Origin of the sequence: Flavobacterium aquiphilum (assembly GCF_027111335.1) — a bacterium.
In the GTDB taxonomy this organism is placed as follows: Bacteria; Bacteroidota; Bacteroidia; order Flavobacteriales; family Flavobacteriaceae; genus Flavobacterium; species Flavobacterium aquiphilum.
The window spans coordinates 1,345,588-1,364,291 of sequence record NZ_CP114288.1 but is presented as its reverse complement, the minus strand read 5'-3'; the positions used below and the strand labels follow the sequence as shown (position 1 = coordinate 1,364,291).

The 18,704-nt window shown below is 35.8% G+C and carries 13 protein-coding genes; 4 read left to right on the top strand and 9 right to left on the bottom strand.

Annotation, left to right across the window (positions count from 1 at the left end; all coding sequences use genetic code 11):
• The first annotated feature begins 10 nt into the window (after positions 1-10).
• A complete protein-coding gene (locus OZP12_RS05620) occupies positions 11-1,429 on the top strand; it encodes a RagB/SusD family nutrient uptake outer membrane protein (protein ID WP_281228066.1) in 1,419 nt (472 codons plus the stop codon).
• Positions 1,416-4,043: a S9 family peptidase gene (locus OZP12_RS05615; protein ID WP_281228065.1), complete on the top strand. Its 2,628-nt coding sequence runs from the start codon at positions 1,416-1,418 to the stop codon at positions 4,041-4,043. Before OZP12_RS05620 ends, OZP12_RS05615 begins: the two co-directional genes overlap by 14 nt.
• 49 nt (positions 4,044-4,092) lie before the next feature.
• Here the strand turns inward: OZP12_RS05615 and OZP12_RS05610 are convergent, their stop codons facing one another.
• The 3 genes from OZP12_RS05610 to OZP12_RS05600 form a co-directional block, all read right to left on the bottom strand.
• Positions 4,093-4,359 carry a DUF6520 family protein gene (locus OZP12_RS05610; protein WP_281228064.1) on the bottom strand — a complete coding sequence of 89 codons (267 nt, stop codon included), beginning with the start codon at positions 4,357-4,359 and terminating at the stop codon, positions 4,093-4,095.
• A 92-nt stretch (positions 4,360-4,451) separates the two neighbouring features.
• On the bottom strand, positions 4,452-5,960 hold the full coding sequence (locus tag OZP12_RS05605; RefSeq protein ID WP_281228063.1) for a MauE/DoxX family redox-associated membrane protein: 1,509 nt from the start codon (positions 5,958-5,960) through the stop codon (positions 4,452-4,454).
• Between the two features lie 189 nt (positions 5,961-6,149).
• Positions 6,150-6,425 carry a transposase gene (locus tag OZP12_RS05600; RefSeq protein WP_281228062.1) on the bottom strand — a complete coding sequence of 92 codons (276 nt, stop codon included), beginning with the start codon at positions 6,423-6,425 and terminating at the stop codon, positions 6,150-6,152.
• A gap of 1,386 nt (positions 6,426-7,811) precedes the next feature.
• On the opposite strand from OZP12_RS05600, the gene OZP12_RS05595 reads away from it, so the two are divergent.
• Together OZP12_RS05595 and OZP12_RS05590 are read left to right on the top strand one after the other, a co-directional pair.
• A complete protein-coding gene (locus OZP12_RS05595) occupies positions 7,812-8,153 on the top strand; it encodes a hypothetical protein (protein ID WP_281228061.1) in 342 nt (113 codons plus the stop codon).
• A gap of 151 nt (positions 8,154-8,304) precedes the next feature.
• Positions 8,305-9,066 carry a hypothetical protein gene (locus tag OZP12_RS05590; protein WP_281228060.1) on the top strand — a complete coding sequence of 254 codons (762 nt, stop codon included), beginning with the start codon at positions 8,305-8,307 and terminating at the stop codon, positions 9,064-9,066.
• An 879-nt stretch (positions 9,067-9,945) separates the two neighbouring features.
• On the opposite strand, the gene OZP12_RS05585 is transcribed toward OZP12_RS05590, so the two are convergent.
• The 6 genes from OZP12_RS05585 to rfbC form a co-directional block, all read right to left on the bottom strand.
• Entirely contained in the window at positions 9,946-11,895 is a 1,950-nt protein-coding gene (locus tag OZP12_RS05585; protein WP_281228059.1) for a polysaccharide biosynthesis protein, read from the bottom strand.
• 1,555 nt (positions 11,896-13,450) lie between these two features.
• Positions 13,451-14,041: a sugar transferase gene (locus OZP12_RS05580; RefSeq protein WP_281228058.1), complete on the bottom strand. Its 591-nt coding sequence runs from the start codon at positions 14,039-14,041 to the stop codon at positions 13,451-13,453.
• A gap of 174 nt (positions 14,042-14,215) precedes the next feature.
• Positions 14,216-15,175 (bottom strand): MraY family glycosyltransferase, encoded by a 960-nt coding sequence (locus tag OZP12_RS05575; protein WP_281228057.1) that lies wholly within the window; start codon positions 15,173-15,175, stop codon positions 14,216-14,218.
• A gap of 78 nt (positions 15,176-15,253) precedes the next feature.
• Positions 15,254-16,123: a glucose-1-phosphate thymidylyltransferase RfbA gene (gene rfbA / locus OZP12_RS05570; RefSeq protein WP_281228056.1), complete on the bottom strand. Its 870-nt coding sequence runs from the start codon at positions 16,121-16,123 to the stop codon at positions 15,254-15,256.
• A 639-nt stretch (positions 16,124-16,762) separates the two neighbouring features.
• A complete protein-coding gene (gene rfbD / locus OZP12_RS05565) occupies positions 16,763-17,620 on the bottom strand; it encodes a dTDP-4-dehydrorhamnose reductase (protein ID WP_281228054.1) in 858 nt (285 codons plus the stop codon).
• 412 nt (positions 17,621-18,032) lie between these two features.
• Positions 18,033-18,581, bottom strand: a complete 549-nt coding sequence (gene rfbC, locus OZP12_RS05560) for a dTDP-4-dehydrorhamnose 3,5-epimerase (RefSeq protein ID WP_281228053.1) — start codon at positions 18,579-18,581, stop codon at positions 18,033-18,035.
• Between the last annotated feature and the right edge of the window lie 123 nt (positions 18,582-18,704).

Sequence of the window (18,704 nt, the reverse complement as noted above, 5' to 3'; positions counted from 1 at the left end):
AAAAATGATCATGAAAATAAAAATCAACAACTATTGCATAGTAATATCCCCTGTCCATTACAGGAGGGTGATACCCGTTTTGGGAGTATTGTTTCTTTTTTTATCCTGTGACAGTTTCACACAGGTTGACCTTCCTTCTTCTCAACTTAATGCCGATGATGTATTCGAAGATAAGGCAACCGCAACTGCTGCCCTAACTGAAATTTACAGTAATCTAAGGGATAACGGAGTTCTTACCGGCTACCCGTCGGGTGTTAGCTGTCAGCTTGGGTTGTATTGCGACGAACTTGATTTCTATGGCATTCCTGCCAGTGGAAATGCTTCTTTTTTCAACAATGGACTACTTCCCTCCACCTCGGATGTTTCATTGCTATGGTCACGAAGCTATACGCAAATCTATGCTGCCAATGCGGTTATAGAAGGAGTTACCCATTCCACTGTCTTAAGCCATTCCGATCGTGATAAAATCATTGGTGAAGCTTTATTCATCAGGGCTTTGGTTCATTTTTACCTTGTCAATCTCTTTGGAGACATTCCCTATATTACCCAGACCGATTACCTACAAAACAAAGCCGTAAAGCGAATGTCAGTACAGGCCGTTTACCAGAATATCAAAGATGACCTTACTGAAGCATCACTATTGATGACGGCTGACTACCCTACAACCGAACGCGTGCGTCCGAATAAATGGGCAGCCAAAGCACTATTGGCAAGGGTACTTCTCTATCTGCAGCAGTGGGATCAGGCCTCTGAAGAAGCTTCCGCTGTCATTATTCAAAGTAGCCTTTACCGCATGCCTACAGACATCATAAAAGTTTTTCTAAAAGACAGTCCTTCTACTATCTGGCAGTTTATGCCTTCAGCAGCCGGTGCCAATACCCGTGAGGGAAGCCTCTTCATCTTTCAAACCGGGCCTCCTCCCTCTTTTGCATTGACCAACGGATTCGTCTCTAGTTTTGATGCCAATGATCTCAGAAAGCTAAACTGGATCAGAAAGGTGACAACTGGAACCAATTCCTGGTACCATGCCTATAAATACAAACAAAGTACCAGTACAGGAACATCAGTAGAGTATTCGATCGTTTTGCGCCTTGCGGAACTCTACCTGATCCGCGCCGAAGCAAGGGCTATGCAAGGTGATTTTATAGGTTCCCAACAAGATATCAATGTGATCCGAAATTATGCAGGGCTTTCCAATACAGCTGCCTCCACGCAATCTGCGCTTATCGATGAAATCATCAAACAAAGAAGACTTGAATTTTTCTGCGAGTTTGGTCACCGCTTCTTTGATCTTAAAAGGATGCAGAAACTAGACGAGACACTACAAAAAACAAAACCGGGTTGGAACACAAGTGACAAGCTCCTGCCTATACCCGAATCTGAACTTTCTCTAAACCCTAATCTCGCTCCACAAAATGATGGCTACTAATTTTATCTATTTTAAGTTCCAAAGGCATTTAAGGCACCCTTTCCGACTAGCCTTTCTATTGTTATGCCTGTATCTGAATCCGCTAAAGGCGCAGGAATCCTTAAAACCGCTTGACCCTTCTAAATATGGCTTCTGGAACGAAACCCTGATCCGGAATGTATCCCCTAATGGAAAATGGATTAGTTACTTGTTGATGTATGAATCCAAAAATGATACCTTACATGTAAAATCGTTGATCTCTGATAAATCTTATTACTTTCCCGGAAACCGTCAAGGCTACTTTCTGGGCAATATGTTTGTCACCCAAAACAAGGAAACGCTCACATTGCAGGACCTTGAAAATGGACAGCGCAGGGAAATTACGGGAGTTACCGGATTCCGATATAGTGCCGACAGAAACTATCTGGTAGTGGCAAAAAAGACAGATACTAAACTCAAAAGTCTTTCGATAGAAAATCTTCAGGGAACACAAATGAAAGAGGAAAAGGATATTGAAACTTTTGAACTGTCGGACAACGGGCATCAAATCGTATACAGCAGTCAATCCAACAACAAAATGACGGTTACCTTAATGGACATGGGTCCGCCCGGTAAAGCGGTCAAAATGCTGGAGAAAAACACCGGAAATGTATCGGGGTTTGCATGGAAAAACAATACCATCGCTTTTCTTTTAAAGGAAAAAGACAGTGTAAAACTTTACAGCTATAACATCAGTAAACGTATCCTGAAAGAATGCCCTTTTCAAAGTTCGGCACCGGCATTATCAAAAATGACAATTTCTTTTAAGGAATATCGCAGTATGCTTATTAGTGATAACGGAAATAAAATATTCTTTTGCATTTCCGAACCTGTACAAAAGGAAAATGAAGATCAAAAGATTGTTGAAATTTGGAATACCAAAGACAAACGTTTTTTAGATCGAAAAAAAGTTATGGGCAGCTACAATACTATTGATAAAATAGCCGTATGGGATGTTGAAAATGACACCATAAAACAAATAACGGACCGGGAAAACCCTTCCTTATTTTTAAACGGTACCTACTCCCATGCTTTTATCTATAACCCCTCCGCCTATGAACCGCATACCCAAATGCACGGCCCAGTTGATCTTTATGCCGTCAATCTTGACACGAATGAAAAGTGGCAAGTCGCAAAAAAAATAGCTGCTGATTATTTACCGTCACCCTCACCCGATGGAAGATTTCTTTCTTATTTTCAGGAAGGACAATTATGGCTTTACAATGTCGAAAATAAAAGCCGTAGCAGTCTGATGACGGAAAACAGTGCACCGCTTTATAATCACGATAGTAACATGCCCAATGACGTTTCTCCTTGGGGTATTGCAGGTTGGAGCCAGGATAACCGTTACCTTCTAATCTATGACGAATTTGATTTGTGGCAGATTGACCTAAGAACAAAAGCTGCTGTCCGAATTACCCACGGAAGGGAAAAACAGCAGGTTTTCCGTATTGCCAAACCACTATATGAGACAGGACCAAGATTCCATCTTTTGAAGAATCTCCTTCCACTAAATCTTGAAAAGGGTCTGATCCTTTCCGTAAGGGATGTAACACGGGGTCTTTCGGGATTTTACTGGTGGGAAAACAAAAAAGGATTAAGAAAGATGGTCTGGGGAGAAAAAAGAGTAGACCAAATTGCCAGAACATCACTTGGCCAATTTGTCTTTTTGGAACAACGGTTTGACCGCCCCCACACTATCATGCTAACACAGGAAAAGGGAGCTGAAAAAATGATCATGGAAAGCAACCCCCTGCATAAAGAATACCTGTGGGGAAAAGCATCGCTCGTCAAATATGAGTATCAGGGAAAGAAGCTTTCAGGGATATTGTACAGCCCACCTGGATACAAAAAGGGGGAAAAATATCCTATGATTGTCCACATCTACGAAAAGGAGTCACAGTTTTTTCATTATTACATTAAACCAAGTGTGCATACCAGCGATGGGTTTAACATCCCCCATCTCCTGGCTCAAGGTTATTTTGTACTGCTACCCGATATCACTTATACCTTTGGTACGCTGGCCGAATCGGTAACGGGAAGTGTACTGGCTGCGGTCGATGCCGTTGTAGCAAAAGGAGATGTAGACAATTCAAAGATTGGTTTAAATGGGCATTCCTTCGGAGGCTATGAATCTTATTTAATTGCAACGCAAACAAACCGTTTTGCCACCGTAGTTGCCGGCAATGGCTGGACTGATTTGGTCAGTGCTTCCCTTTATTTGGGACCAACCCTTAACATTCCGGATTTCTATCGAGCCGAATACGATCAGTTGCGCATTGGAAAATCTTTGTTTGAAGATATGAATGCCTATCTGGACAATTCACCGGTACTGTTGGCACAAAAAGTGACAACTCCGGTGCTGGGATGGGTAGGCAAAGAAGACCGTCATGTGAATGCCCTGCAAGGTCAGGAATTCTATTTTGCTTTACGCAGGCTAGGTAAAGAAGAGGTACTCCTTCGCTATAACGATGAAGGACATAATATTAACAATACTAAAAGTCAGGAAGACCTCACGCTCCGCATCCAGCAATGGTTTGACCGCTATCTGAAAAACGGTCCTATTAAGGACTGGATGATACCAACTGAAGATTAAAAAAAGATGCCGTTTTTTAGCGGCATCTTCCATTTTCAATTTTTGAAAATTAGTCCTCTGTATTTCTTTTCAAAGGAACAAGGCATGATGACTCTGAACCTGCATACAGTTGGGTGTTGTCGGGAGCCGTACAATCAAAAGTTCCAGAGTTGGAACATTCCTGTACCGGTTCGCAGGTACTCTCATTTTCAATCTGTCTCCATCCCATAACTGGAGCTAATTCAGACTTTGTGATGGAACTTGTGCTTGCTGCACTCGTTAATCCGATAATGGCTATTGCCATCGGAATCGCGTAATTAAAAAAATTAGTTTTCATAATAATAAAAATTTGGTTTGTGATCTACTCTGTTACAGGTTTTCGATCTTGTCCTGCTATTTGGCCAATAGATGGTTGCTGGTTCCCCAACTTTACTGTTCATATTGTTTCATTCTCTTTCGGTTCAGTTTACTATGAAACAGATAACTGCCGATTAATGCATACAAATTATCCCCATTGATGATAAAACTTCGCATTTTTCTTCCTGCTATATCGTAGATACAAAACGTATACAGATAACTGTTGTCCTTAAGGTTATAGACATCGATAATGCTGGCTGATTTCCAAAGCGCATCCTTTTCATATTTACCCGGTACAGCTGAATTCACAAAGAGGATATGCCCAGATGTGGCACTTGACTTGTTGACGAACAAAGGCGGTTTGGCTAGTTTTCGGACATGGTTGTTTTTTACTTTTACCACTTCCAGTTTGGCTTTAGAAATAGTATCAATAGTCTTTCCCCGTTTTAGCAATTTTAAGTTGAGGTCAGCCTGCGTATATTGGTTTCTATATGCATACAGATAAATGACCTGTCGTAACTCTTCATTGTAATGCAGCTGCCCATCCAGGTCAAAAACGCCGTCAAATTGTTTTACAAGGAGTTGTGGATTCAGTGAAGTTTTATCGGTTGTGGTATTGATTGTTCCCAGAATGCTTTCCCCTGTAATGGAACTATGCGTCCGCAGCACCAGCGACACCGAATCCATTGCCTCTGCTGCAGCAAAATATTCACCTCCTTGTTTTACCACCCTGGCTTTCCAATTGGAAATAATGCCTTTGTAAATAACAGGGACTGTTCCATCGGTCACAAAAAAATAAGGAGGTTTCACATTTATTCTTAAGCCATGAAAAACAAAATTATACTGATTGAGTTCTATTCTTTTTCTCTCGATAATTTCCATTTTGTCATTCACTACGGTAATAAGAAGAGGTGCCGTTGTATTACCTAAATAAATGGCATTCTGACCTACACCAGCGATATAATAAGAATTGACTCCAAGATCCAAATTCATTTTCTTTTCAATTGGTGTGTGTGGAAAACGTCTTACCAGAGTGTTGTGATAATGAACTATATTCTCTGACAATAAAAAAAGTATGATAACAATACCAACACCAAGCATTGTAATAATTAGAGATAATGAACCAAACCTGATAATTTTGGTTCTCCTTCCGTTTTCTGCTGATTCAGGTATTCCCAAATAAAGAGCAATCAGAGCTAAGATTACAAGTACCGAATTAAAGATCAAATGCTCTGTCCAATTCATTTTTTCCAATATCCCTCCACAGGAGCATGGAACAAAGGAACTGTAATTGAGAATTATAAAAATATAGGCCGTAAACATTACCATAAAAAAGTAACAGGCATACAACCCAATTGTTCTTGTTTTTGGAAATATTAGAAGTGCCGAGATTAACAGTTCCAATAACGGAACAGACCATGAAACATAGACAACAAAAGCACTAATGAGTGGCGACTGGCTGAGTTGGATTTGAAAATTCTGATAATCGAAAAGTTTGCTCGCGGCCGCGTAAGTAAAAACCAATACATGAAGATAGCAAACCGAGGTGATAAAATAGTGGAGGTAAATCGAACGTTTCATAGCCCTGTATTTTTACAATTAAAACTTTAGGACTAAATTAAAGCAGTCTAACAATTGAAATGTTTTCGATAAGGAATGGAAAGCTTTCAAAAAGGAGACAAATAATTTGAATAGTTTTTTCAAGGCAACGGGATTGTCTTTTCTAAAATCTGAGATGCTGTGGTAGTTTGGGCGAATGCCTTCCAAAAGTCATTGCATTTCAATATTTCTGAAGGATTCTTTTTCTAATTTTCTGGAGCTTCTTATTCCGTTGAGATAGCCGTACAGATAGGTTTTAAGGAACACTTTGGTGTTAAAGCTCGGACGGCCTTCATTTTTGATCGTCTGTACAGAAAAACCAAGTCTGGAGATATCCACAAACGTTACAAATGCTTCTATAAATCGCACTTGGTTATCTAAAGCTATAGCGTCTTCCAAACTGGAAATACGCATTTGGTGACGAGAAATTCCTGAGATATGTTGCATTCTTAAAAATACGAAAATTCATATTTTTAAGGAACTTTTTTGCTATATTTGATCAAATAGAAACGGAAGTTTTTTCACAGACTGACGTTAGCAGAAATAGTAAACCAATAATCAACTAATATGGGAATTTTTGACTTTTTCAAAACCAAAGTAAAAAAAGAGAGTGAATTAAAAGAGAATGAAAAATTGAGCTCTCAATTTGAAAAATCTATTGAAGAAATTAATAATAACAAATATCATAAACCTTCAAATTGGACATCAAATTATATTTATGGTTTTATAAATAATAATCCAATGCAAAAAATTTCCAATCACGATGATTTAATAGAAATTATTAAAAATACTGTTGGACCCCTCTGGTGCTCGTTCAATATCATTAAGTTAAGAATGATTTGGTCGTTACTGTGTCATTTCGACCAGCGGGAGAAATCACATAATGTGATAAGCTAGTGAGATTTCTCCTGCGTCGAAATGACAAAAAAACTCTTAACTTAATGACATTGGGTGCTCATTTGCAACGAGTACCTACTTTCTCCTACCATGAACTAAATAAAGCGTTTGCAACGCGACTATTTTATAAACTTACCATAATGGCTCTAAAGATGCGAAGTCATTTTTCTTCAAGACAAGGATAAAAATCATTGCATAGCCGTAGCTCCCTCTGGTGCTCGTTTGCAACGAGTACCTACTTTCTTCTACCATAAACTAAATAAAGCGTTTGCAACGCGACTATTTTATACACTTACCATAATGGTTCTATGAGGGAAGTTCTATTAATCCATTAGCAGTCATTTTTATAAATATAACTGAAAAACTAGAACAAAAAGATGAAAAAAGACGCTCAAAAAATTTGCTGAACTAAAACAATAATTAAGTTTACATCTGCAAAAGGGGATGAAAAGTATCCCTTTTAATAAACATAAACTTAAATGATAAGGCAATACGGTTATCTAGAAGACTTTATTAACGAACTGCGTTCCAATGAAAGGTATGCATTTTCATTACAAGAAGTACGAAACCAATTTGAACAGTCAGATGAAGCCATTAAGAAGTCACTCCAAAGACTTAAGAAGAAGAAGAAAGAAATTGCCTTGATAAAAAATGAATTCTATGTAGTCATTACACCTGAGTACAGAAGTAAGGGCACCCTCCCCCATCTTTATTTATTTTCTGGGTATAATGATAGTTGGAGGAGTAGGAAGAAGAAATGAGAAGATGCTGGGGAGGTGTCTTTTTTTTGTTTTAATATAAGCTCAAGTAAGTGAGAAAAATACTCAATAAACAAAAATTCTTTTGATATTTTGTAAGAAAAAATTAATATATTTGACAATAGATAAAGTCTTATAGAATAAAAGATAAGTAATAAACTTTCATACTTTTTTAAAAATGACCGATAATGAGCGCCTTTTTGCAGCCTATAATTTTCTAAAGAAAAAGGGACATATTAAGACATATGCTCACCTAGCTGAAGTGCTTGGTATTGATAAGGCTGGGATAAATGATTTAAAAAATGAAAAACAGAAAGTTTCTATTGGCAATCTTAGAAGTATGATAAATGCATACCCCGAGATATCTTTGAATTGGTTGGTTTTAGAAAAGGGTAGTATAGAAATTAAAAAAGATGATATTTCGATTTTTGATGTAAACAAAGAACTTTTAATACTTCAAAAGGAAAAAATTGAAGAACTTAAAAAAGAAATCATAAAATTAAAAATACAATCAAAATAATACAATTCTTTATAAATTAGACCTAATTCAGTACCTAAATTAACTAAAATAAAACATTAATAATTAGTTATTAATGTTTTAATAAGTAGTAGGAAGTAATAGAAAGATGCTGATGAGATTAGGAATCTGGATTTAAACAGGCTCTAAAAAAATGGCAAAAGTAATAGCAGATTTTAAAATTATAGGGACAATCGATGATTTGAATTTTTATGACACTTCTGATACAGGGAATCTGGTTCGGATAAAGGGAAAAACAGGAATAACTAAAGAGCAATTTACAGCCAATCCTATTTTTGAACGTATTCGCCAACACGGTACTGAATTTGGTTTGTGTTCTCAAAAGGCCAAAGTTTTCAAAACATTAGTCCAGCCGTTTTACAAGTGTTCCCAAGACGGATCCATTTTCGGACGCTGCATTCAACTGTTATTCGCTATTTTATGTGAGGATACTCAAAACCCTATTGGGAACCGCCAACTTTGTAATGGCCTGCAAACTCAAACCGGATTGACTTTTTTAATTGGTTTTGAAGGGAACAGCAGCCGTCCTTTGAAGAATGTACTGCCGAAAAAAGTCGTTTTTGATTGGGACAATTTGGCACTGAATTTGACTTTTTTTAATCCCTTATCAGATCTTATTTGGCCGGAATTAGCTACACAGGTTCATATTCAGCTTGCTGTTGCAAATTGGAATTACGAGGAAGACCGTTTTGAAACATCATACAGCAATGTACTTGTTTTTCAAAAACAAACCGGCAGGGAATCACTATCTTTTGATTTGACTCCCCCATCCGAGAAGCAATTATGGCTTTGCTTTATCCATTTTAAATTTGGGCATACTTTGTATAATAAGACAAAGTTAATGCATAATAAATACAATACCACAACGCTGATTGGATACAAGAATTCTTTTTAATTTTTGAATTATACCATTTGTATTTATAAAATGGTATAAAGATGCGAAGTTATTTTTTCTTCAAGACAAGGATAAAAATCATTGCATTCCCGATAGCTATCGGGATAGCCACGGAATCATTTTTTGAAGAAGACTCGAGCGTAGCGAACAGGCGAAGCAATTGGAGAAAAAGAACGAGTAGATTGGACTATTTTATATGTATATGTATAAATGGTATTATATTTTAGTTCAAAATATTTTGGTATAAGTTGTCACTTCGATACATCATATTTATTCTTAAAAAAGGAATATAAAATGACGTTAAGTTTTATTAATTATGATTAAATTGTTGTTTCTACAGTTCAGATTGTCCTTAGCACCACTTAAAATAAAAATTAAGTGAGCTAAAAGAAAAAATATCCTTTAAGAAAAACAGAAATAAACTTATAAAAACGTCTTCATTTCGCCCTTATATTTTTATTCCAAAAAATCACGGAAGGATTTGCGCATTGGCCGTAGGGAGTACCCCCCTAGCGAAGCGGCTGGGGGTACAATAGAAAAAATCCGTTCGATGATTTTTGGAATGAAAATATTCTAGGCTTGATTTTTTTGTTACTTTTTTCATCAAGGAAAAAAGTAAAATCCGATTATATCAAATAAAGTTCTTCAAATCCGTCGGATCATTTTTTGCAAAATATTCAAGTCTTGAAATTAAAGATTCACGAGCTCCAATAAATTATTAATTCGTGAATAATCAAGACAAATCGAAGATTCAGCGAACACCACTTAAAATAAAAATTAAGTGAGCTAAAAGAAAAGAACTTTGAGATGACGATAACCAAAAAAGGTCCACAAGCAACAACTTGTGAACCTTTTTATTAGTGTCTATTGAAAAAACTTTTATTTATCCAAAACTTCAAATGTAGAATTCATACTCTTAAATTCAGGAACGATAACCTTCATTTTAGCAACAATATCATCATTGTCAAAGAAATTAGCTATCCCTATCAGTTCATTGATATCAAGATGTAAATTTTCAAATTCATCTTGAATTTCCTGGGCAATCATAATTTTTTCATGATACGTCGGCATGGTCTTCGCGGTATCATTTAACAACTCCTCATATAATTTTTCGCCGGGACGCAAACCTACCACTTCAATCTTAATATCTCTTTCAGGAATAAACCCGGCCAATTTGATCATTTTCTTGGCCAAATCCAAAATTCTAACTGGTTTACCCATATCAAAAATATAAATCTCTCCTCCGTTCCCCATCGCTCCAGCTTCCAAAACCAACTGACAAGCCTCTGGAATGGTCATGAAATAACGGATAATGTCTGGGTGTGTAATCGTTACCGGACCTCCATTAGCAATTTGCTTGGTAAACAAAGGCACTACAGAACCATTAGATCCTAATACGTTTCCAAAACGGGTAGTAATAAATTTAGTCGCATCAGATTTATTTTCACTTTGATTTTTAATCTGCAAAGACTGAACGTATTTCTCAGCAATTCTTTTACTGGCTCCCATCACATTACTTGGATTAACCGCCTTGTCAGTAGATACCATGACAAATTTTATCACTCCATATTCACAAGACAAATCAGCTAAATTTTTGGTTCCCTCTATATTGGTCAAAATCGCTTGCGACGGATTTTCTTCCATCAAAGGAACGTGTTTATAAGCTGCAGCATGATATACAACTTGGGGGCTATACAATTTAAACACCTTTTTCATCGCTTCCTTATTTCTAATATCAGCGATGACATTATGTATTTTTGACTTCGTATGTAATTTTTCCAGTTCAAGGCTCAAATGATGCAATGGAGTCTCTGCCTGATCCAAAATAATTACTCTTTTTGGACTAAAGGTCAAAACCTGTCTTGCGATTTCACTTCCAATAGAACCTGCCGCACCCGAAATCAAAACAGTCTTGTCTTTCAGCTGTTTAGAAATAGACTTATTATCCAAAACAATGGGTTTTCTTTCCAATAAATCTTCAATTTCGATGTTCTTCACTTTTTGGGAAATCTCTTTCTGATTCTCCCAGTCTGAAATCAAAGGAACGGTATAAACCCTGTAATTGAATTCCAGACATTGATCCACGATTACCAATTGTTCGTCTTTATCCAAACTTTTATCGGCCATAATAACCGCTTCGGCTCCAACGGAACGCATCAAAGAAGGCAGTTTCTTCCTTTGGACCAAAATCGGTAAATCCAACATTCTTTTGGAAGCATTTTGGCTGTTTCTGTCAACAAACCCGACTATTTTAAAACGTGTCGGAGTTTCAAACTTCAAGGCATTGGCTACAGAAATAGCATTGGCATCGGTTCCATAAATGACAGTTCGTATTAATTTGTTTGCACTCTTCTCTGAAAAATACAATTCAAAAGTTTGTTTAACGACAACTCGGTACAAAAACAATCCGCAAAAAGAAAGTACAACATTGATAAAAAGAGCAGTAGTCAAAAACACCCTTTCGTTATACAATAACTCATAGGCAAAGTTAAATATGAGGAATACCATCAATACAGACATCTGTGAAAACAACAACTTCACTGCATCTATATAAGAAGAATGCCTGATAATTCCCGAATAAGTTCTGAATAACCAAAAAAAGAAAATATTAACTCCGAAAAAAGAGCAAACAAACAATACATCATTAGCTGTATTAATATATCGCAATCCCGTACCCCTGAAAATAAGCACGGTAAAGAAAAAAGCAATAATCAAGACAGAAAAATCAATCATAATAATAATCCATCTTGGCAGATAGCTCAAATTACGAATGCTTAATTTTAAATTATCTCTTGAAAAAAATCCAGTATGCATGGAATTTTCATTCATAGTATAAGGTATTTAATTTGTTCAAATAAAAAACAAAGAATGAAAGCAAAAATACAAATTATTATGTTTATTAAAATTAATTAACACTATTGAAATGCATTTTTTGGATGAAATATAAAAAAGAACATCAATTTTATTCTTGAGTACATTGTTTTTAACCTAAATCGACCAAAAAACAACTATTTTATTTATCCAAAATAACTTAATTAGAATAAAATATTTTAAAACTTTTCTGTACACATTAAAAATATGTAATGCTATTTAACCCGCTAACTGAAATTGTTCTTTGAATTAAATTTTTCATCAGTTCGAGGAATCATTTTTATTCTAAAAAAAGTAATATAAATGCCATTTTAAAATAGTCATAAAAAACGGCTTCACCCACGGCCTTATATTTTTAAACCAAAAATCACGATAAGGATTTGCGCGCTGGCAGCTGGGAGGGCCCTCCTAGCGAAGCGGCTGGGGGCACGATAGAAAAATCCGCAACGAAATAAGGTTCATCGAACACCAATAAAAATAAAAAATTAGTGAGATAAATCCGTTCGATGATTTTTAGTAAAAAAATATTGAGGCTTGATCTTTTGCTTCTTTTGAAATCAAAGATTCACCAACTCCAATAAAATATTAATTCGTAAGTAATCAAGACAAATCGAAGATTCAGCGAACACCACTTAAAATAAATATTAAGTGAGCTAAAAGAAAAAATATCCTTTAAGTAAAACAGAAATAAACTTATAAAAACGTCTTCACTCCGCCCTTATATTTTTAAAGACAAAATGACGATAAAGATTTGCGCGCTGGCTGTTGGGAGTGTCCCCCGAGTGAGTGCTCGGCACGAACGGCTGGGGTCACGATAGGATAAATCTGTTCGATTATTTTATCTTTAAAAATATTCAGGCTTGATTTTTTGTTTCTTTTGTATCAAGACAAAAGAAAAAATCCTCTTCACCCCACTTCTATCCCCCTTTAGGAAGCTAGGAGGTCGATGATTTTTAGTTAAAAAATATTCAGCCTTGAAATCGAAGATTCATGAATTCCAAAAAAACAATAAGAGCCTGTTTAAATTTTATTTTTGAGATTTATTATTAGAGTATTTTTGAGTGAAACAAGGCAAATTTTTATAAAATAGCAGAGCTATTGTATAAAAATTTAACGAAGTTGTAACCAAAAATTGTCATAAGAGAGCCAATAAATAAAACTTAAACAGGCTCTAAGAGACCATGAATATTTTTTGCTTCTTTTGAAATCAAAGATTCACGAACTCCGATAAAATATTAATTCGTGAGTAATCAAGACAAATCGAAGATCCAGTGAACACCACTTAAAATAAAAATTAAGTGAGCTAAAAGAAGAGAAATGTCAAAAATCTCTTTTTATAAATACGTCATTGGTAGATATCATTTTTATTCTAAAAAAGAAAAATAAAATGACGTTTGTCTTGTCAGGTCGAGCTTGTCATCCCGAGCGCAGTCGAGGGACGAGACCCTACTTAAATAAAAAAGTCATTGGTAGCGCAGTCGAGAGACGATGAACGAGAGGCACAACTCACTTCTCACAACTCACTCTTTTTCCCAAGAATAAATCTACAAGTCCTGAAAATAATTTTCAAATCTACCAACAAACTGTGATGATAATAATAATCCAAATTTAATTGCACTTTATCAGGAAACAGAACATGATCATTGTAATACAGCGGATCTTCTTGAGCCGCTAACAAATCATCTTCATTAAAATATTTTAAGGAAGCCGTACTAGTGAGCCCCGGCTTTAATTCGAGAATTTTTCGATTTTCTCCTTCAAGCAAATCATAATATCCTGTGATATCTGGTCTTGGCCCTACGACACTCATGTCTCCTTTCAAAACATTAATCAATTGTGGCAGCTCATCTAACTTATAGTTTCTCAGGAACCTGCCAATTTTAGATATTTGAAAAGTCTCTGAGTTGGAAGAAATTTGAATAGTACGTAATTTGTAAATTTTAAATCCCTTTCCAAACTGGCCTATACGCTCATGAATAAAAACCCCATTAGTTCGCGTATCAATAACCGCCAAAAACCAACTCAATAACAATAACCAGAAAAATAATGATAGTCCGACTACCGAAAAAAACACATCAAAAAGTCGTTTAATAATAGATTTCAACTGAATAGTAAATTAGTATATCCCCAACAACATAATTTGTCACCTCGAGCGCAGTCGAGAGGCAACCCGAGCGTGTCACCCCAGACGCAGCCAAAGGGCAAGAGCCACAAGAGATAACCGATAATCAAAAACAGATAACCAATAACAGATAACAGAAAACCGATTACAGACAACTTAGCAAGTCATGCTTTTCAAATTCACTTTTTCAACAACATTTTTTCTAACTAACAAATAAACCATTACCTGAAAAACCAAAAATAAAACAATAACAGGTACTGTTAATTCCCCTATTCTATCTAAGTAAATTACTAATCCATTAATCAACAATTGAATTCCTGCATACAATAAAGACACAGTAATGTGAGAATATCCCAATTCATTGGCTAAATATTGATATAAATGTGACCGATGTGGTTCAAGGATATTTTCTTTCTTTTTGATTCGGGTAAAAATGGTAATGATACCATCAATCCCATAAACCGACAAAAAGAACAAATACCCAATTTGCCCCGAAAGCATGATCGTTTTAATCATAAAATAGGCCAAGAACAACGCCATACTAATACTCCCTACATCACCGGCAAATGTTTTGGCTTTTTTTCTAACATTAAAAAAACCAAAGGCACAACACGATAAACCAACGGTAATCAATAAGGGAAGACTGTCTTTACTAACTTCTAAAAAAGAAAAACTGGCTATGGCAACAAACGAATACAGAACAGTGATTCCGTTAATACCGTCCATGAAATTGAAAACATTGACCCACCCAAGAAACAAAATAAATATTAAGGGTAAAAGCCATACCGCCTGAGAAAACAAATTCAATTCATAAAAAACCAAACCTATTGCGATAATATGAGATATAAATCGAGGTAATGTGGACAATGGTTTTATATCATCAATAAAACTGACAACAGCCACCAAAACAACTGCTGTAACTACAATCCAGGAAGTATATCCTAACAAACAGGCAACCAAAATCGCAATGGGAAAAATAATCCCCCCCCCTCTTAAAGTTATAGCTGTATGCGAAGAACGGCTATTAGGTTTGTCAATAATATTGTAATAATCGGCAATCCTGAAATAAATCAATTCAATACCAATGAATAAAAGTAATAAAATAGTATAAGTCATATATTCCTAATGTTATCCGTTTTCTGTTATCCGTTATTGGTTGTCGATAACTGATAACAGAAAACCGACAACAGATAACTACAATTTATGTTTCAAAAGCCCCAGCAGGTACTCACCATAACCCGACTTTTTCAAAGGCTCAGCCAAATCCCTCAATTGTTGTTCTGATATAAATCCTTGCCTCCAGGCGATCTCTTCAATACAACCTACTTTTAGTCCTTGACGTTCTTCCAAAACCTGAACAAATTGTCCGGCTTGCATCAAACTATTAAAAGTTCCTGTATCCAACCAGGCAGTACCTCGGCTCAAAATACCGACTTTCAATTTACCTTTCTCTAAATATACTTTATTCACATCGGTAATCTCATACTCCCCTCTGGCACTTGGTTGGATATTTTTAGCAATTTCCACAACCGAATTATCATAAAAATACAAACCTGGAACAGCATAATTGGATTTTGGTTCCAATGGCTTTTCCTCGATAGAAAGAGCTTTCAAGTCTTTATCAAATTCAACTACACCGTATCTCTCCGGATCCGAAACATGATAAGCAAAAACAACTCCCCCATCAGGTTTTGTATTTGACTGTAAAAGTTCATGCATATTGGCACCAAAGAAAATATTATCACCCAAGACCAATGCAACATCATCATTACCGATAAATTCTTCTCCAATCACAAAAGCCTGTGCCAACCCATTTGGAATAGCCTGCTCTGCATAACTAAACTTGCATCCTATTGCCGATCCATCTCCCAAAAGCTTTCTGAAATTTGGTAAATCATGAGGCGTCGAAATAATTAGTATCTCACTGATTCCCGCCATCATCAATGTCGATAATGGGTAATAAATCATTGGTTTATCATAAACCGGCATCATTTGCTTACTCATCGCAAGCGTTAATGGATGCAAACGCGTTCCGGATCCTCCGGCAAGTATAATTCCTTTCATTACATTTATATATTATTTATGCTCTCTTTAAAAACTATTATTTATTTAATTTTCGGCTCTCTTCAGGGTCGGGGTAAAACGAAAATTCCAAACTGCTTCAGATTCGTCTGTTTTTGATTCCCATCACTATGTCACTCATAACCGACAACTGATAATGTCAGTCACCTCAAGGCATCATTTTTATTCTAAAAAAAGCAATATAAAATGACGTTTTAAAATAGTCATAAAAAACGGCTTCTTCCACGGCCTTATATTTTTAAACCAAAAATCACGATAAGGATTTGCGCACTGGCCGTAGGGAGTGACCCTGGAGTCGAGTGTGAAACACGAGCGGCTAGGGTCGCGATAAGGGAATCCGTTCGATTATTTTTAGTTTAAAAATATTCAGCCTTGATTTTTTGCTTCTTTTGTATCAAGACAAAAGAAGAGAAATATCAAAAATCTCTTTTTATAAATACGTCATTGGTAGCGCAGTCGAGAGGCCAATGTCATTAAGTTAAGCGTTTTTTTATGTCATTTCGACAAAGGAGAAATCACATAACGTGAGCCACTAGTGAGATTCCTCATTCTTCGGAATGACAAAACGATGGCTTTATATTCTTAACTTAATGACATTGGTCGAGAGGCAGCAACTCACAACTACCCTTTCAATAATTCCATGCATCTAACCAAACTCTCTTTATACTCCGGAACAACAACGCCAAACGTTTCCTTAATTTTGGTTTTATCCAACAAAGAATATTGAGGGCGTTTAGCTGGTGTTGGATAGTCTGAAGAAGGAATACCGCTTATGGCACATTCAAAACCACCTATTTCCTGAATCGCCAAAGCAAATTCAAACCAACTGATTTCCCCTTCATTTGAAAAATTATAAATTCCGGCTTGCCAATGACTGTGAGTAATTATAGTCATGATAGCTTGAGCCAAATCGGCTGCATAAGTCGGGCTCCCTATTTGATCATTGACCACATTCAATGAATCCCTTTCTTGCATCAAACGGGACATTGTTTTAACAAAATTATTTCCAAAACTTGAATAAACCCACGAAGTCCTAATTATGATCGCATCTGGATTTTCTCGCAAACAAGCCTTTTCCCCTGCCAATTTGGTCACTCCGTACACATTGATAGGATTAGGTTCAGCCGTTTCAGTTAAAGCTCTGGATGCAGTACCATCAAAAACATAATCAGTTGATACATGTATCAATTGACAATTGTTTTCTTTACTCCATTTCGCCATAACTGCAACCGATTGATGATTCAATACATCTGACAATTCAAACTCTGATTCGGCCTTATCAACAGCAGTATGTGCAGCACAATTGATAATGATTTGAGGATTAATTTCCGCAATCGAAGTTTCTAAATTTTTCAAATCACACAAATCCAATTCTTGGTAATCCGTAAAAACCCATTCAAATTGGCTATATACTTTCGACAAAACCTTCAATTCAGACCCTAATTGTCCGTTACCGCCTGTAACTAATATTTTTTTCATATCTACTTTTTAATCTATCTAAAACAATTAGTCATCAACAATTAGTCGATTAGTAGTTTACTTTTAACTCACAACAATCTGTTCTTATGGTCTTAGTTAAAAACAAAATGATTTTTCATAATTTTAACAAATTACAAATAAAATAGTTGTTTTTCTATGAATAAATTGTCCTTAGCTTCCGCAGTCGAGTGTCAAATGTTTGAAGAATGCGTAAAAAGAAAATCTGTTTGAGCGATAGCGAGTTATTTTCTTTTAGCATTTGAAAACTAATTTGACCGACGAGGAAGCACAGACTTGATTTTTTTGTTTCTTTTTTGATCAAGCAAAAAAGAAAATTGATAACTCTAATTTTTACTTTTAAAAAACATAATTAGTTTCGAAGTAGAAAAGCCATTAATCGGTAACCGACAACTCAAAAAAGACTATTACACTCCCCAATAAAAGGCAAAACCTGATCCTTTTCAGAAACAATAGCATCGCCTAACTCCATACCCCAATCAATATTCAAATCCGGATCATCATAACGAATCCCCCCCTCTGAAGCTTTATTATAAAACTCATCACATTTATACATAACTACAGCTGTTTCGCTCAACACTGAAAAACCGTGAGCAAAACCTTGCGGTACCAACAATTGTTTTTTATTTTCAGCCGTAAGTTTAACACTGAAATGTTTTCCATAAGTAGGTGAATCTTTTCTTAAATCAACCGCCACATCTATAATTTCTCCATCCAAAACACGCATTAATTTAGTTTGTGCAAAGGGCGGATTTTGATAATGCAAACCTCTAAGAGTTCCTTTTTTTGAAAAAGACTGATTATCCTGTACAAACTCAATGTCAATACCTAAACTTTCAAATTTAGTTTTACTGTAAGCTTCAAAAAAATAACCTCTCTCATCACCAAAAACAGTAGGCTCAATAACTACTAAATCTTTTATAAATGTTTCTTCAATATTCATGTAATAATTTTATTTTTAACAATTCGAAAAATAGAAAATTAGACTAAGAAATAAAATTTCGAATACCTGACAACTTCAACCTTTCATCTTCGATAACTCACTTTACCACCCCAAGCATTTGAT

Coding starts and splice junctions, on each gene's coding strand:
- OZP12_RS05620 (WP_281228066.1), top strand. CDS start 11: ATGAAAATAAAAATCAACAACTATTGCATAGTAATATCCCCTGTCCAT.
- OZP12_RS05615 (WP_281228065.1), top strand. CDS start 1,416: ATGATGGCTACTAATTTTATCTATTTTAAGTTCCAAAGGCATTTAAGG.
- OZP12_RS05610 (WP_281228064.1), bottom strand. CDS start 4,359: ATGAAAACTAATTTTTTTAATTACGCGATTCCGATGGCAATAGCCATT.
- OZP12_RS05605 (WP_281228063.1), bottom strand. CDS start 5,960: ATGAAACGTTCGATTTACCTCCACTATTTTATCACCTCGGTTTGCTAT.
- OZP12_RS05600 (WP_281228062.1), bottom strand. CDS start 6,425: ATGCAACATATCTCAGGAATTTCTCGTCACCAAATGCGTATTTCCAGT.
- OZP12_RS05595 (WP_281228061.1), top strand. CDS start 7,812: ATGACCGATAATGAGCGCCTTTTTGCAGCCTATAATTTTCTAAAGAAA.
- OZP12_RS05590 (WP_281228060.1), top strand. CDS start 8,305: ATGGCAAAAGTAATAGCAGATTTTAAAATTATAGGGACAATCGATGAT.
- OZP12_RS05585 (WP_281228059.1), bottom strand. CDS start 11,895: ATGAATGAAAATTCCATGCATACTGGATTTTTTTCAAGAGATAATTTA.
- OZP12_RS05575 (WP_281228057.1), bottom strand. CDS start 15,175: ATGACTTATACTATTTTATTACTTTTATTCATTGGTATTGAATTGATT.
- rfbA (WP_281228056.1), bottom strand. CDS start 16,123: ATGAAAGGAATTATACTTGCCGGAGGATCCGGAACGCGTTTGCATCCA.
- rfbD (WP_281228054.1), bottom strand. CDS start 17,620: ATGAAAAAAATATTAGTTACAGGCGGTAACGGACAATTAGGGTCTGAA.
- rfbC (WP_281228053.1), bottom strand. CDS start 18,581: ATGAATATTGAAGAAACATTTATAAAAGATTTAGTAGTTATTGAGCCT.